Raw genomic sequence first — 12,736 nt, 5'->3', positions numbered from 1 at the left:
CTGACTGGAGCGGATCCAACTCACGGTGGAAGCCCTCAACCTTTCCAAGATTTCACAGGACGTCAAACGCTTTTGAGTTGATCTTCCTGCTCGCTCAGCGAGAGTTCTGTCGGAGATGTTGCTTGATTGCGACCCGGACACCGCGATGAATGGAGCCGTAGCAATGCCCCAATTCGATCTTGATCTCGTGCGCACGATGAGGACGGCACTCGAAGAGGCGATGTCGAGAGTACCTTCTGATCTGGCGACGATATCAACCAAGGCGCTTCTCGCCGAATGCATTCTCAAGGCCGCGGCCCAAGGGCACACCAACTATGCCGAACTCGTTACCGCGGCCACCGACCATATCCAGACCATCGCATCGATGCTTTCGTAGGAACGTCGGATGGTCACGGACCAGCAGGCGCGGCGGCCTAGCTCCGCATCTGCCGGGCTTCCGTGGACTCGACCCACCAGAAGAACAGCCCGGCACCGACTGCAAGCACAGCGAACCAGGCGATATCAGGAACGCCCGTCACATCCGGAAGACGAACCTTGCCCAGCGTCCAGACGTTCAGCACGTGAGCCTTCAGCCAGTCGAAACTCAGCGCGTAGAGGATGGCGCCTGCGATCATGCCGAACGCACCGACCAAAGCATGGATGCTGCCCGTAGCGATGGCACCTAGCGCCGTTCCCGGGCAGTAGCCGTACACCACCATGCCAACGCCGAACAGGGCGGCGCCGAGCGCGACCGCCAGCATGTTGGCGTCCTTCACGTAGTATTTTGTATTGCCGGTATCGACGAGCAGCAGCACGCCAATGCCGCCGACGACGATCGCGGTGCCCATCACCTTCAGCACGGTAAAGTCGCGCAAGCGAAACTGGTTCTCGATCACGTTGCAGCTCGTGACTTTGCCACGCTGCAGCAGGAAACCGAAGGCTGCGCCCATCAGCAGCGGGCCAAGGATCGTCATTATCGCGGTCATGGCATCCTCCTCAGTTCTTGCGGAACATGAGCGCGGAAATGCCGAGCCCTGTCGCAAACATCACCGCCAGGAATAGCCAACTTGACACTGCGAGCTGCAGACCGCCGGAAATGCCATGTCCGCTGGTGCAGCCGCCGGCCAGCCGAGCTCCGTACATGATCACGGCGCCGCCGAGAAACGCGGCGACAAATCGTTTCGTGACCGACGACCCGAACCGCTCCCTCCAGACGTCCGGTATAAGCTCGAGCCGCCACGTTCCCGACATCACGGCCGAGATGAACGCGCCGAACGGAATGCCGAGGAGAAACCAGACGCCATAGTCCCACTTCAGCGGCATGCTCTTCCAATAGGCGTTCTGTGCCACCGCCTCGGGCCCGATCGCCGGTAAGGCGAATAACGAGGCGATACGTGAATAGGCAGTGGTGACGCCGAGCGGATCACCGAACACCGCGAAGGCGATCCAGCTCAAGAGCCCGATCCCGGCGCCGACGAGATAGGGCGACCAGTCGACCCGCGCGGCGTGCGGAGCTTCGCGAACGTAGCTTTCCGTGATGTTGGTCATGTGCGTTTCCCCGTCAGAGCAGGACGGCCGCGTCCTTCCGGAACGATCGACCATATGGAACATCATATTCAAAAATTGCAATTTAGCAAATTCTAAAGTAAGCGCGTCAGGCGCCCGATGCTGCCGGACCCGCCCGCTGTGATTGCGGCATGCCGCCGCGGTCGACGAGCAGGTCGGTGAGCCCTGCTCCCAGCCACATGCCGCCGAGCACCAGCCAAGCGGTGAGCGCGAACACCGAGGCACCGGTCACCCCGGCGCCCACCGCGCAGCCGCCCGCTAACATCGCACCGAATCCCATAAGCACCGAGCCCAACAGATAGCGTCTCATGCCGAGCCCGTCCGAGAACCCCTCGAGCCGCAGCTCGCGCGAAGCCAGCGCAGCGACGAACGAGCCGAGAAACACGCCGGGAATGATGCCGAGGTCGAAGCCAAGCCGAAGCTGCGAGCTGTTCAGCACCAGCATCAGCAACTCGGCCGACGGGCCGCTGAAGGTCAGGCTCTTGAGCGTCACCGGCGCGAACGACGCCTGGGACAGCTGATAGGTGAAGAGCCAACCGCCGACGACCGCCGCCCCGGTCGCCAGCGCGGACAGGATCAGGCGGCGCGACAACCGGCTGCGGAAGGCGAAGGCGAGCCCCATGAGCAGCCACAACCCTCCGAAGGCCAGCTTCTCGGACGTGCCGGCGCCGAACACGGCCAGGACATCGCGCGACCGCCCGCCATCCACCAGCCAGAGACTGGTCAACCACTCGCGCGCGGGAGACAACAGGCCACGATAGGAGGCCTGTGCCGTCACTGCGAACACCAGACCTGACAACAGCGCTCTCAGATTGCCATTGGCTGAGAGCACGAGCAGCCGGCTGGCGCAGCCGCGCGCGAGGATCATTCCGACACCGAACATCGCACCACCCGCCAGCGCTCCGGAGACACTGCCCTGCTGCGCGAGTTGGCGCGCCTCGGAGACGTCGAGCACGCCCACAGCGACAAGCGCCTGCGTGCCGACGAGTGCAGCGGCAAAGGTCAACAGCCAGACCGCGAGCCGCGGCCCGCCTTCGCCGCGGGAGAATTCGACCGCGGCGGCACGCAGGCAGAAGCGGCTGCGCTGGGCGAAAAACCCGAACACGGCGCCCACCAGAAGGCCACCGAGCCAGGATAGCCGGTCTTCGCCCAACAGATCGATGGCTGACGTCAGCACGACCGCCTCAGCTTCCCTCAGAGCCCGCGAATCTACCGATTTCGCGGGCCTGGCCCATGAGCCAGATCAAACACCGCGGAGATGCACGGCGCTCCCTAGCCCGCGCTCAGGGCCGCAGATAGGCGTATCCTTGCTGTTGCAGTTCTGCGAGCCGGACCACGCCGCCCTTCTCGGCCACCGCAAATCCCGGGGTGAGGTCGTCAAGCTTCACGCCCTGCGCCTTCATCGTATTGGCGCAAGCGTCAAAGCCAACGCCGGCTGCCGCGAGTTTCTGCATCATCGCAACGATATGATCCCGAGCGGCCAGCGCGTGGAAGGCCCGCAGCGCCGGTCCATGCACGACCAACCTGATGTCGGCCCTGCCCGGTCCGCCGACACCGTCGACGTGATTCTGCAGATTGCCGAGAGCGAAAACGACGCGGTCGGCATCCGCGAGGTGATACACGACGCGCTGCCGCGCCGGCGCCTCGGTCGCCGCGACCGCCTCTCCTACCCCGAATGCACCGAGTAACCCGGCAAGGCTCGCGCGAAGCATGGATCGACGCCGCATGTCTCCTCCTATCGTGTCAGCTTGATGAATTCGATGATACGATCGGCCGCGTCTTCCGCGAACAGGTCGCGGAAGAAATGGTCGGCGTCCTCGATCGTGACGAGCTGCACGCGACCGTTGCTCGATCCCGCGAGCGTCGCAAAGGACGAGGCCACGTCGGGCACGACCGAATCCTTGCTCGCCGCGAGCACGAGCACGGGTATCTTGAGTTGCGCGACGAGCCCCACGGTATCCTCGCCCGGATCGGCACCGTAAAAGGAAGCAAAGGTGCGCGCCGTGACCACCGCGTTGCGGCAATAGATGAAGCCGGCCGCATCCATCCATTCGCCGCCGCGACCTGCCGCGACGGCCTTCATTGCCTTGTCCAGCAACGGCTCAAGCGGCTTGGCGTAGTTCGCGGCATAGGAGGCCCGCAAGGTCGCCTCGGCCCCGGCGGTCACCGGCGCGAGCAGCACCGCGCCTTCGAGCGGCGGGTTCCAACCTGCCGCCAGATAGCGCGCCACCTGGTTGCCGCCACGCGAATGGCCGACAGCGTAAACCCGCCGTGAAATGCCCTGTGCGCGCCGAACCCAAGCGCCGATCTCAGCAACGGCATCATCCGTGACGTAATCGTGCCGCGCCGCGCAGTCGTACATACCCTTGCGACGATCCTGTCCCAGCGACAGCGTATGCGCGAGCGAGGCGATGCCGCGCTCGGCGAGCGCCTGTGCCAGCGTCTTGATCGCATCCATGTCCTTGTGCGCCAGGGTGCCGTGGGTCATCACGACGAGCGGGGTGTCTGGCTGCATCGATGCCGGCGTCCGCAACGTCGCGAGGGCCGTGCGGCCGCCGATCGACAGTTCGAGTTCCTGCTCGGCGGCGCTGACCGTTCCCGTCAACGACAGCACCAGCGCCAGTCCCATCGACCATCGCATCGGCGAAAATCCCCTCATGGACGAACGATCGTCCAGTTCCTCTGCGCAAGCTCCATCAGGGTCGCAACCCCGACCTGGGCGATGCTGACGCCCTGCATCAGCGGCGGCCGCTTGCCTTCCTTGACCGCAAGTGTTTCCAGTGTATTGCCGCAAGCGACGAAGCTCACATTGGGCATCGACTTCAAGAAATTCGTCAGCCGCTCTCGCACCGCGGAGCGATCCTCGAGCAGCATGTCGAGGCCGCCATTGAAGGCGACCACGACGATCTCGACGTCCTCGCCCTGCCCGGAATAATGGCGCGAGACGTTCGCGGCCACATCGAGCACGGCACGCATCTTGGAGGGCTCATCGTCGCTGATCTGGAGCGCGAGCCGATGCGGCTCCGCTGCCGACGCCGGAGCCGCACATGTCGCGATGAGCAAGCCGGTGGCCACCACCGCGCGAAGCAGGGTGCTGCGGCTCGCCCTGCCCGGGTTCACTCGACGCCCCGGGACTTCCCGCTCTTGGAATCCTCCGGCGTCACGTCGATCGCGGCGGCACGCGCCGTGATCTTCACCGGCGCAATGCAGTCCTTCATGCAGGGATCCTTCTGCCAAAAGGATTTCTCGGTATTCGCGCGGTCGTCCATCACAAAACCCTGCTCGTTCGGCATCTTGATCGAGGCGAGATTCTTGTTGTTCAGCTCGAAATCCTGGTCGGTGATGACGTCGTTGAGATAGAGGACGTAGGCGACCAGCGCATAATATTCGTTGACCGAGAACGACTCCGCGTTGCCATAGGGCATGGCATGGCGGACATAGTCGAACACGGTCGATGTATACGGCCAGTAGGATCCGACCGTCTTGACCGGGTTGTCGCTGGTGAGCGAGCCCTTGCCGCCGGCCAGCACCGGCCAGCGGCCGTTGCCTTCGCCGAATTCGCCATGGCAGGCCGCGCAATTGTCCATGAAGAGCTTCTCGCCCTGCGCGACCGTGCCCTTGCCTTCGGGCAGACCCTGGCCGTCCGGCCGCACATCGATGTCCCAGCCGCGGATTTCGTCAGCGGTCGGCGCCCGTCCGATCTTGTAGCGCAGGCCAAGTTTAGCTTCCGGCCTGCCTTCCATCTTGCCTTGCGCCAGCGCGGTCGTGGCGATCGCGGCAGCCAGCAGCGCTGCTGCAACGAGCTTAAGCGACTTCGACATTTTCGACCTCACCATTGGCCAGCACATGCCAGGTCTGGATGCCATTGTTGTGATAGATGGAGTTGACGCCGCGAATCTTGCGCAACTCGGCCTTGCTCGGCTGCACGTAGCCGGTTTCGTCCTGCACGCGCGATTGCAGCAGCAACGGCTCGCCGTTCCAGTCGAACTCGTAGTAGAAGCGCGTCAGCGCCTTGTCGAGGACCGGCCCGTCGATTCGCGCCGGCGACCAGTTGCGGCCGCCATCGAGCGAGACGTCGACGCGCTTGACCTTGCCGTTGCCGCTCCAGGCCAGGCCCGAAACGATGGTAAAACCCTTGCCGTGCCTGATCGGCGCTTGCGGACTCGGATTCGTGATAACCGACTTGGCGTCCATCGACCAGGTGAAGCGGCGAGCCTTGCCGTTCGGCATAAGGTCGGTGTACTTCGAAGTTTCCTCGCGGGTGTGCCAGGGCTGATCGCCGATCTTGATCCGGCGCAGCCACTTGACCCAGAGATTGCCCTGCCAGCCCGGCACGACCAACCGCATCGGATAGCCCTGCTCGGGATAGAGCGCCTCGCCATTCATCTTGTAGGCGATGATGCAGTCGTCGAGCGCCTTCTCGATCGGCAGGCTGCGATCCATGGCGGCGGCATCGGCACCTTCGACCAGGAGCCATTTGCCGCTGGTCTTGACGCCGGCCTCCTCGAGCAGCGTGCGCAGCGACACCCCGGTATACTGTACGCAATGGATCATGCCGTGCGTGAACTGGCAGCCATTGAGCTGGGCTCCGCGCCATTCCATGCCCGAATTCGCCGCGCATTCCATGAAGTGGATGCGGTTGACGCGCGGATAGCGCTTCAGCTCTTCCAGAGTGAGGATGAGCGGACGCTCGACCAGCCCATGGAGCATCAGGCGGTGATCGGCCGGATCGATCTCGGCGATGCCGCCGTGATGCCGCTCGAAACAGAGTCCGTTCGGCGTAATGATGCCTTCGAGCTCATGCAGCGGCGTGAAGCTCACCGAGGACTCGCGCGAGGCGGTCAGCCATTCGACGTCGCGCCGCACGACGTCCTTCTCGAACTTCGACGGCTTGCCATAGGGGCGGACGGCGACGCCCTCGCCGAGCGACTTCGTCCATTCAGGGACGTTGGGCGGCTGGTTCGCAGGATTGCCGGCTCCGGCCGCGGCGGGCTTGGCGAGCAGCGACGCCGCAACGCCGGCACCAGCGGCCAGGAAACTGCGTCGGGATTGCCGGGGACTGTCCATCTTCGACATCGCTTCTTACGCTCCGGTAACTTTGACGGCCCTGTTGGGCTCGAGCCGAACGGTTTTCTGTCGCGTCAGGTAGTTCGCGACGACGTCCCAGATCGGCGGTCCTTCGGTTCCTTCGTTGACGCTGGCCCAGCCGGCAACCTGGTATTCCCTGGCGGGATCGATCGGCGTGCCGGTCTTGAGAACCCGCATGTTGGAGATGCGGCTGCCTTGCGGCTTCGTGACGTCGATCGCGTAAGACAGTCCGCCGATCCGCACCATGTCGCCGCCCTGCTGGTAGTAGGGATCGATGTTGAAGAGATTGTCGGCGACGTCCTCGATGATCTCCTTCAACCGCGCGCCGGTCATGCCCATGCGGTAGACCGCGGGATAGGTGATCGCGGTTGCGTTGGTGACGTCCTCGAAGGTGATGTCTTGCCCCGGCAGCACACTCGTGCCCCAGCGGAAGCCGGGCGACAGTGCGATCTCGGCGTCGCGCTCCTGCAGCAAGGCCTGACAGATCAAATCGTCGAAGGTGCCGTTGAAATTGCCACGCCGGTAGAGCAGCGAGTCGGTCTTGCCGAGCACCTTGACCAGATCGGACGCGAAGGGCTTGCGGACCTCGGCGATTTTCGCCGCCATCTCGGCGTCCGCCGTGATCACATCGGAGAACAGCGGAATGAGCTTGTAACGGAACGCCTTGACCTCACCGTCGCGAACGTCGAGATCGAGCCGCGATACGAACTTGCCGGACGAGCCCGACGCGATCAGCAGGGTCTTGCCGACCTTGACGGCTTCGGGCAGCGCGTCATGGGTATGTCCGGTCAGGATGACGTCGATGCCCTTGACGCGGCTCGCGAGCTTGCGGTCGACGTCGAAGCCGTTATGCGACAGCAGCACGACGAGTTGCGCGCCGCCCTTGCGCGCCTTGTCGACCTGCGCCTGGACATCTTCCTCGCGCACGCCGAAGGACCAGTTCGGGATCATCCAGCGCGGATTGGCGACCGGCGTATACGGAAACGCCTGGCCCAGTACCGCGATCTTGACGCCGCCGCGCTCAATCATGGTCGAGGCATCGAAGGCCGCCTCGTTCCACTCGGTGTCGCGGATGTTGAGGCCGAGAAAGGGGAAGCCGAGCCCGTCGATCGCCTGCTTGACGCGCTCGGTGCCATAGGTGAACTCCCAATGGCCGGTCATGGCATCGGGCTTGAGCAAGGCCATGCAGTCGATCATGTCCTGGCCGCGCGTCTTGAGCGACGACCATGAGCCCTGCCAGGTGTCGCCGCCATCGAGCAGCGCGACCTTGTCGCCGCGCTCGGCGCGGATCGCCTTGATCACCGTCGCGGCGCGATCGAGGCCACCGATCCGGCCATAGCTCCTGGCGAGTGCCTCGAAACCCTCCGAGGTCAGGGCGTAGGCCGCCGACGAGCCGGGCGGGATGCCGAAGCGCGCGAGAAACTCCTTGCCGGTGACGTGCGGCGGCAGCCCCTTCGCCTCGCCAACCCCGAGATTGGTCGATGGCTCGCGGAAATAGAGCGGCATCAGCTGGCCGTGGATGTCGGTCACATGCACCAGCGTGACGTTGCCGACGGGCTCGAAGGCCAGCAATTCCTTCTCGGTCAGACGCTGCTGGGCGACCGCCCGGGTCAGGCCGGGGCCCACGCCGGCCGAGAGCGCCGCCGTTGCCGCAGCCACCTGGATAAATTCGCGGCGCGAGATCATGCGCAATGCTCCTGCATGCTCGTCGTTTCAGTTACGGACCGACGGCGTCTCGACGGGCAAGCCGATGCCGCGCCAGGCAACGAAGAGTTCGAGTGCGAGGAAGTCGTCGGACAACGGCTTGAACGGTTCGGCGCGCACGTCGAACATGCAGCCCTCGAAGCGCTCATGAAGCGGCACAACACGCTGATCGCGCAGCCGATAGGTCGGAAAGCCGTTGGTTTGGCCCTGGCTCAGAAAATCGGCGCGCATGAACTTGCCGTTGTTGCGCTCGTGGCAGGAGGCGCAGGCGAGATCGAGCTGTCCATAGCGCGTGTAGTAGGTCTGCTTGCCGCGCTCGAACCACGGCGACATCGGACCGTCGGTCTTCACCGCCACCGGTATGCCGTGCGATTGGTAGCGCACGAAAGTGGTCATGTCGGTCAGCTCCCTGGATTTGAATTTCCAGGGCTCTGCCTTCATGTGCTCGGTGCGGCAGATGTTGACGCGCTGCTCGAGATTGACCGGCTTCTTCAGCTTGTCGTCCCATTTCGGCATCGCCGCGCCGACGCCCTTCATGCTCGTCTCGGCCTCGCCATGGCAGCTCATGCAGGACTTGCCTTCGTTGCCCTCGACCCTTTTCCAGACGTCGGCGGCGCGCTCCACCGCGAGGAAGCCGGGGTTCTCCAGGTCGTCGTCCTGCAGCGCTCGCGTTTCCTTGCTGCGGAACTGATAGCCGGAGATGATGGTCTTGAAGACGTGTCCGGGGGGCGCGGGGATGCCCTTGCGTTCCGCCTCCTGCGCGGAGGCACACGTCGCCGCCGATGCGGCCGCGGCGATCACGACGGCGAGTCCAATATATCGCGACAGCATCCGCCCTCTCCCTCGAAGCTCTACAGCACTACGCCTTGAGCGCGACCTTCTCTTCGGCCGTAATCACCGAGCCGTCGTCATCGGTCCAGGCGAACTTGAACGTCCCGGCCTCGTCCACCCTTGCATTGAACTGGATGTAGGGGTTGGCCGAGATCGCGGGTTCTAGCGCGCAGCTGAAGACCGGCTTGCCGTTGAACTCGCAGGTGAACTTGTTGATGATCTTGCGCGGAATCGGCTTGCCCTGCGCATCTTTGCGCTGGCCCGATTCCATGACGTGCGAGACCAGGGATTTGATCTGGATGATTTCGCCCTTGGCCGCTTCCTTGGGAAGCTTGAGGCGCGGTTTCTCTGCCATCGTCCGTCTCCTTTAGCTTTAGCCGCCGCAGCCGCCGATCGTGACCTTGACGGTCTTCTGCTCCGTGAACAGCGAACCGTCGCTCATCTTCGCGATCGCAACCACGTTCTGCGTGGCTGCGAGCCGGATCCGGACCGAGGCTTCCGCCTTGCCCGAGAGCGGCGTGAACATCAGCGTCGCAACGCCGGCGTTCGGATTGCCGTCGGCGAGAAGCATGACTTCCTTGACGTAGGATTCCGCCGTCATCGGGCTCTCGACCGTGAGCGAGAGCGGCACGGTGTTGCCATTCTCCGCGATCTCCGGCAGGTCGAGCGCGATCTTGCCCTTGATCGGCTGCTTGCCGCCGGTGAACTTCTCGATCCACTTGGCGGCGTCGTTGCTCACTTCGGCATCGGCCGCCATCGGCATCAGGGTCAGCATGACGAAGCCGCCCCCGAGCGCGAATGCCTGCCGTCGATTGATGGCTTTCATTCCTTGATCCTCCTCGCCGTCAGTTCAGCGTCTTGAGATAGGCGACCACGTCCTCGACCTGAGTGGCCGTCAGAATTGACTTGCCGACGAACTCCGGGCGCACCCGGCTCAAGCCGTCGTTCTTGAAGAACGCCGGCATGACCGTATCGGTGAAGATGCGCTTGGGATCGGCCACGATGAGGCGAAGCTGCGCCTCGGTATAGCGACCGGCGACGCCGTCGAGCGACGGGCCGAACTCGCCGTGAAATTCCTCGGACTTCAAGCTGGTAACCTGGTGGCAGGCCAGGCAATTGCCGAGCGTGCGCGTCAAGAACACCTTCTTGCCGGCATCGGCATTGCCCAGTGTACCGGTCAACGATTTGGGCAGGGCGTCATCGACGACATCGAGCTTGATCGGCTCCTGCGCGCAGGCGCTTCCGGCCGAAAAACACAGTGCAAACGCAGCCGCGAGCGAGCGCCGCATGTTTCCTACCCTTGATGGCGAGGTGACGCCCGCCTCGTTTTGTGATGGACCCACAGGCCATCAAATTCAATTATTATAATATGTTCATATGAACGGGGGCGTCAAGACAAATTCGCAAGACGCCGCGACCTAGCCGTTAACGGCGAGAAAGTCCTTGAACGAGCCGCGCTCGTAGGCGCGCTCCCGCACGAAGCGGAACATCGCCAAAAAATGCTGCGGCTTGAGATAGCCGGGCGCCCGCGCAACCTCCCGTGCCATCGGCGCTTTTGCCTCGATGCCGCCGGATGACGGCGGAAAGAACTGGAAGGTCGGAGTGAACCGGATCCCGTACTTCTGGGCGATATCCTTTTCCGACAATTCCTGGCCGTCGAAATCCCTAACTTTGCGGGAGCCGATCAGATTGAGCTGCAGCACTTCAAAATTGCCTCGGATGTAGTCCGTGATCGCGGCGTCGGCGAAATTCACCAGATGCGTCTCGCGGCAATAGGGACAGCCGCGCAGCTCCCACATGACCGCAAGGCGCTTGCCGCCCGACGCGGCGCTTTCGAGGTCCTCGCGCAGGTCCAGAAAGCTCTGCAGGAACCAGGGCTCATGATAGAGGCCATCATCGCCGAGCGCCGGCTCAGCTCGCGCCTCGCCGCGACTGGCGGCAATGGCGGCCCCGGACGCAACGGCGAGAAAGCCGCGGCGCGTCAGCCGCCGCGGCGAAAGCGGGGAAGCATGCATTTGAGGAGCTTGCGCATCGATCATTTCTATCATGATATTCAAATACTAGAATGTGACAAGGATTTCCCATCATGCGCTGCATCATAGTTCTGCTGGCGTGGCTCGCAGCAGCCGGGGCAGGCGCCGGTGCGGAGGCCGCCGAACCTGCGGATTTCGCATCGGCAATCCGGTCGATCATGGAAAATCTCCGGACCGCAACGAGCTATGCACGAACAGGCAACATCGCGTTGGCACAGATCGAGACCGAAGAAGCTGCAGCGATATGGAAGACCCTTGAGGGCGGCGCCAGCGCCGCTCCACTGCTTCCTTTCGAGCCGGCGGCGCTGGGCGATTTTCTCGCCAGGGGCCGGATGCGGCTCGCGACCGCGATCGGCGGGCTCGAGCGCGGCGAGAGCATCGTCGCAGGGCGCGACCTGCTTGCGGTCCGCCAGTTGTACCATGACCTTCGTCGCAAAACGGGACTATACGATCTCGGCGATTGCATCCTCGAGATCGCGCCGGCGATGGAGAAGCTGCGAGCCGCGGCGACCCGCTACGGCGAACAGGCCGCACCATCCCACGCCGAGGATACGGTTTCCACCGCGGGTGTGCTTCGCGATCGCCTTCAGCGCTGCAATGATTGGGCTGGCCCGCAAGTCGCACGGCAGGCTCAATTCCGCCGGCTGATCGATGGCGCTATCGCGAGCGCCAGCGAGATCGCCCATGGCGCGATGGCCGGCGACGGTCCGCTCGTGCATCGCTATCTCATCGAGCTGCAGTCGTACGCGCAACTGCTCGACTTTCGCTTCGGTTAGATCAGCCGATGCTGGTCAGGCCGGGGAAGCGCTCCAGCAGCCATTCTGACACTGTGGGCATCAGACCCGTCAGGAACATCAGCCCAGTGAGGACCAAGAACGCGCCCATGGTCTTTTCAACGATGCCAAGATACGCCCGCGCACGGCCAAGCACCTGCATGAAGCGGCCGGTAAAGGCAGCCGCAATCAGGAAGGGAACGCCCGTCCCGGCTGAATAGGCAAGCAGCAACAGCGCGCCCCGGCCCGCAGTGTCTTCGGCGCCTGCCATCAGCAACACGGCCGCGAGGATTGGTCCGGCGCAGGGCGTCCAGCCGAACGCAAAGGCGAGCCCCATGATGAACGCCCCCGCCAGACCCGCCGGGCGGTTCTCGACCTGAACGGTTGCGCTCCGATAGAGCAGCGGAATCCTGAACAGGCCGAGAAAATGCAGGCCCATGACGATGATCAGGGCGCCTGCGACCGTGCCGAGCATCGACAGATGGGAGGAGATGAGACGGCCCGCGAGCGAGGCGGTCGAACCGAGTGCGACAAAAACCAGGGAGAAGCCCGCTACGAAGGCCAGTGCCGAGACCAGGACATGCGGCCGCAGTTCCGGCCGGTCGCCCGCCAGGTCCGTCACGGAAACACCAGCCATGTAGCAGAGGAAGGGCGGCACCAGCGGCAGGATGCAGGGTGAGAGAAAGGACAACAGACCGGCAACAAAGGCCGCCCCGAGCGTGACGTCCAAACCCATTGGGTGCCCTCATCTATATCACATAT

General features: G+C 63.8%; 17 protein-coding genes. 2 read left to right on the top strand and 15 right to left on the bottom strand.

Features of this window, described 5'->3' with window-relative positions; all coding sequences use genetic code 11:
* The first annotated feature begins 163 nt into the window (after positions 1–163).
* Positions 164–376, top strand: coding sequence for a hypothetical protein (locus AC1RUR_RS24575; protein WP_492848733.1), 213 nt, complete (start codon positions 164–166; stop codon positions 374–376).
* A gap of 37 nt (positions 377–413) precedes the next feature.
* Here AC1RUR_RS24575 and AC1RUR_RS24570 read toward each other — a convergent pair whose 3' ends face one another.
* From AC1RUR_RS24570 to AC1RUR_RS24505, 14 genes are all read right to left on the bottom strand, one after another.
* Positions 414–965, bottom strand: a complete 552-nt coding sequence (locus AC1RUR_RS24570; protein WP_492848731.1) for a YeeE/YedE thiosulfate transporter family protein — start codon at positions 963–965, stop codon at positions 414–416.
* Between the two features lie 10 nt (positions 966–975).
* The gene (locus AC1RUR_RS24565) at positions 976–1,527 is read right to left on the bottom strand and encodes a YeeE/YedE thiosulfate transporter family protein (RefSeq protein WP_492848729.1); all 552 of its coding nucleotides are present in this window, start codon (positions 1,525–1,527) and stop codon (positions 976–978) included.
* 106 nt (positions 1,528–1,633) lie between these two features.
* The gene (locus AC1RUR_RS24560) at positions 1,634–2,722 is read right to left on the bottom strand and encodes a YeeE/YedE family protein (RefSeq protein ID WP_492848727.1); all 1,089 of its coding nucleotides are present in this window, start codon (positions 2,720–2,722) and stop codon (positions 1,634–1,636) included.
* 106 nt (positions 2,723–2,828) lie between these two features.
* Positions 2,829–3,272 (bottom strand): DsrE family protein, encoded by a 444-nt coding sequence (locus tag AC1RUR_RS24555; RefSeq protein WP_492848725.1) that lies wholly within the window; start codon positions 3,270–3,272, stop codon positions 2,829–2,831.
* Positions 3,273–3,280: 8 nt separating this feature from the next.
* The gene (locus tag AC1RUR_RS24550) at positions 3,281–4,186 is read right to left on the bottom strand and encodes an alpha/beta hydrolase (RefSeq protein WP_492848723.1); all 906 of its coding nucleotides are present in this window, start codon (positions 4,184–4,186) and stop codon (positions 3,281–3,283) included.
* Between the two features lie 14 nt (positions 4,187–4,200).
* Positions 4,201–4,635 carry a DsrE family protein gene (locus AC1RUR_RS24545; protein ID WP_492849032.1) on the bottom strand — a complete coding sequence of 145 codons (435 nt, stop codon included), beginning with the start codon at positions 4,633–4,635 and terminating at the stop codon, positions 4,201–4,203.
* A 26-nt stretch (positions 4,636–4,661) separates the two neighbouring features.
* Positions 4,662–5,411, bottom strand: coding sequence for a c-type cytochrome (locus AC1RUR_RS24540; RefSeq protein ID WP_492848721.1), 750 nt, complete (start codon positions 5,409–5,411; stop codon positions 4,662–4,664).
* Complete coding sequence (gene soxC, locus AC1RUR_RS24535) at positions 5,350–6,621, bottom strand: sulfite dehydrogenase (RefSeq protein ID WP_492848719.1); 1,272 nt, start codon at positions 6,619–6,621, stop codon at positions 5,350–5,352. The genes AC1RUR_RS24540 and soxC overlap by 62 nt, the downstream gene beginning before the upstream one ends.
* A 6-nt stretch (positions 6,622–6,627) precedes the next feature.
* Complete coding sequence (gene soxB / locus AC1RUR_RS24530) at positions 6,628–8,319, bottom strand: thiosulfohydrolase SoxB (protein ID WP_492848717.1); 1,692 nt, start codon at positions 8,317–8,319, stop codon at positions 6,628–6,630.
* Between the two features lie 27 nt (positions 8,320–8,346).
* Positions 8,347–9,168, bottom strand: a complete 822-nt coding sequence (gene soxA / locus AC1RUR_RS24525; protein ID WP_492848715.1) for a sulfur oxidation c-type cytochrome SoxA — start codon at positions 9,166–9,168, stop codon at positions 8,347–8,349.
* A 28-nt stretch (positions 9,169–9,196) separates the two neighbouring features.
* Positions 9,197–9,523 (bottom strand): thiosulfate oxidation carrier complex protein SoxZ, encoded by a 327-nt coding sequence (gene soxZ / locus AC1RUR_RS24520; RefSeq protein ID WP_492848713.1) that lies wholly within the window; start codon positions 9,521–9,523, stop codon positions 9,197–9,199.
* Positions 9,524–9,541: 18 nt separating this feature from the next.
* Complete coding sequence (gene soxY / locus AC1RUR_RS24515) at positions 9,542–9,994, bottom strand: thiosulfate oxidation carrier protein SoxY (RefSeq protein ID WP_492848711.1); 453 nt, start codon at positions 9,992–9,994, stop codon at positions 9,542–9,544.
* A 19-nt stretch (positions 9,995–10,013) separates the two neighbouring features.
* Positions 10,014–10,457, bottom strand: coding sequence for a sulfur oxidation c-type cytochrome SoxX (soxX, locus tag AC1RUR_RS24510; protein ID WP_492848709.1), 444 nt, complete (start codon positions 10,455–10,457; stop codon positions 10,014–10,016).
* Positions 10,458–10,586: 129 nt separating this feature from the next.
* Positions 10,587–11,183 carry a SoxW family protein gene (locus AC1RUR_RS24505; protein ID WP_492848707.1) on the bottom strand — a complete coding sequence of 199 codons (597 nt, stop codon included), beginning with the start codon at positions 11,181–11,183 and terminating at the stop codon, positions 10,587–10,589.
* A gap of 71 nt (positions 11,184–11,254) precedes the next feature.
* Here AC1RUR_RS24505 and AC1RUR_RS24500 point away from each other — a divergent pair, with 71 nt between their 5' ends.
* A complete protein-coding gene (locus AC1RUR_RS24500; RefSeq protein ID WP_492848705.1) occupies positions 11,255–11,977 on the top strand; it encodes a hypothetical protein in 723 nt (240 codons plus the stop codon).
* Between the two features lies 1 nt (position 11,978).
* Here AC1RUR_RS24500 and AC1RUR_RS24495 read toward each other — a convergent pair whose 3' ends face one another.
* The gene (locus AC1RUR_RS24495; protein WP_492848703.1) at positions 11,979–12,710 is read right to left on the bottom strand and encodes a cytochrome c biogenesis CcdA family protein; all 732 of its coding nucleotides are present in this window, start codon (positions 12,708–12,710) and stop codon (positions 11,979–11,981) included.
* Positions 12,711–12,736: the final 26 nt, after the last annotated feature.

It is taken from the genome of Bradyrhizobium sp. GW821-FHT12B03 (assembly GCF_058807535.1).
This window is presented reverse-complemented; position numbering and strand designations above follow the sequence as displayed.

Excerpts from the sequence above, each read along its gene's own strand:
- AC1RUR_RS24575 (WP_492848733.1), top strand. The coding sequence starts at position 164 with ATGCCCCAATTCGATCTTGATCTCGTGCGCACGATGAGGACGGCACTC.
- AC1RUR_RS24570 (WP_492848731.1), bottom strand. The coding sequence starts at position 965 with ATGACCGCGATAATGACGATCCTTGGCCCGCTGCTGATGGGCGCAGCC.
- AC1RUR_RS24565 (WP_492848729.1), bottom strand. The coding sequence starts at position 1,527 with ATGACCAACATCACGGAAAGCTACGTTCGCGAAGCTCCGCACGCCGCG.
- AC1RUR_RS24555 (WP_492848725.1), bottom strand. The coding sequence starts at position 3,272 with ATGCGGCGTCGATCCATGCTTCGCGCGAGCCTTGCCGGGTTACTCGGT.
- AC1RUR_RS24550 (WP_492848723.1), bottom strand. The coding sequence starts at position 4,186 with ATGCGATGGTCGATGGGACTGGCGCTGGTGCTGTCGTTGACGGGAACG.
- AC1RUR_RS24540 (WP_492848721.1), bottom strand. The coding sequence starts at position 5,411 with ATGGCATCCAGACCTGGCATGTGCTGGCCAATGGTGAGGTCGAAAATG.
- soxC (WP_492848719.1), bottom strand. The coding sequence starts at position 6,621 with ATGTCGAAGATGGACAGTCCCCGGCAATCCCGACGCAGTTTCCTGGCC.
- soxB (WP_492848717.1), bottom strand. The coding sequence starts at position 8,319 with ATGATCTCGCGCCGCGAATTTATCCAGGTGGCTGCGGCAACGGCGGCG.
- soxA (WP_492848715.1), bottom strand. The coding sequence starts at position 9,168 with ATGCTGTCGCGATATATTGGACTCGCCGTCGTGATCGCCGCGGCCGCA.
- soxZ (WP_492848713.1), bottom strand. The coding sequence starts at position 9,523 with ATGGCAGAGAAACCGCGCCTCAAGCTTCCCAAGGAAGCGGCCAAGGGC.
- soxY (WP_492848711.1), bottom strand. The coding sequence starts at position 9,994 with ATGAAAGCCATCAATCGACGGCAGGCATTCGCGCTCGGGGGCGGCTTC.
- soxX (WP_492848709.1), bottom strand. The coding sequence starts at position 10,457 with ATGCGGCGCTCGCTCGCGGCTGCGTTTGCACTGTGTTTTTCGGCCGGA.
- AC1RUR_RS24505 (WP_492848707.1), bottom strand. The coding sequence starts at position 11,183 with ATGCATGCTTCCCCGCTTTCGCCGCGGCGGCTGACGCGCCGCGGCTTT.
- AC1RUR_RS24500 (WP_492848705.1), top strand. The coding sequence starts at position 11,255 with ATGCGCTGCATCATAGTTCTGCTGGCGTGGCTCGCAGCAGCCGGGGCA.
- AC1RUR_RS24495 (WP_492848703.1), bottom strand. The coding sequence starts at position 12,710 with ATGGGTTTGGACGTCACGCTCGGGGCGGCCTTTGTTGCCGGTCTGTTG.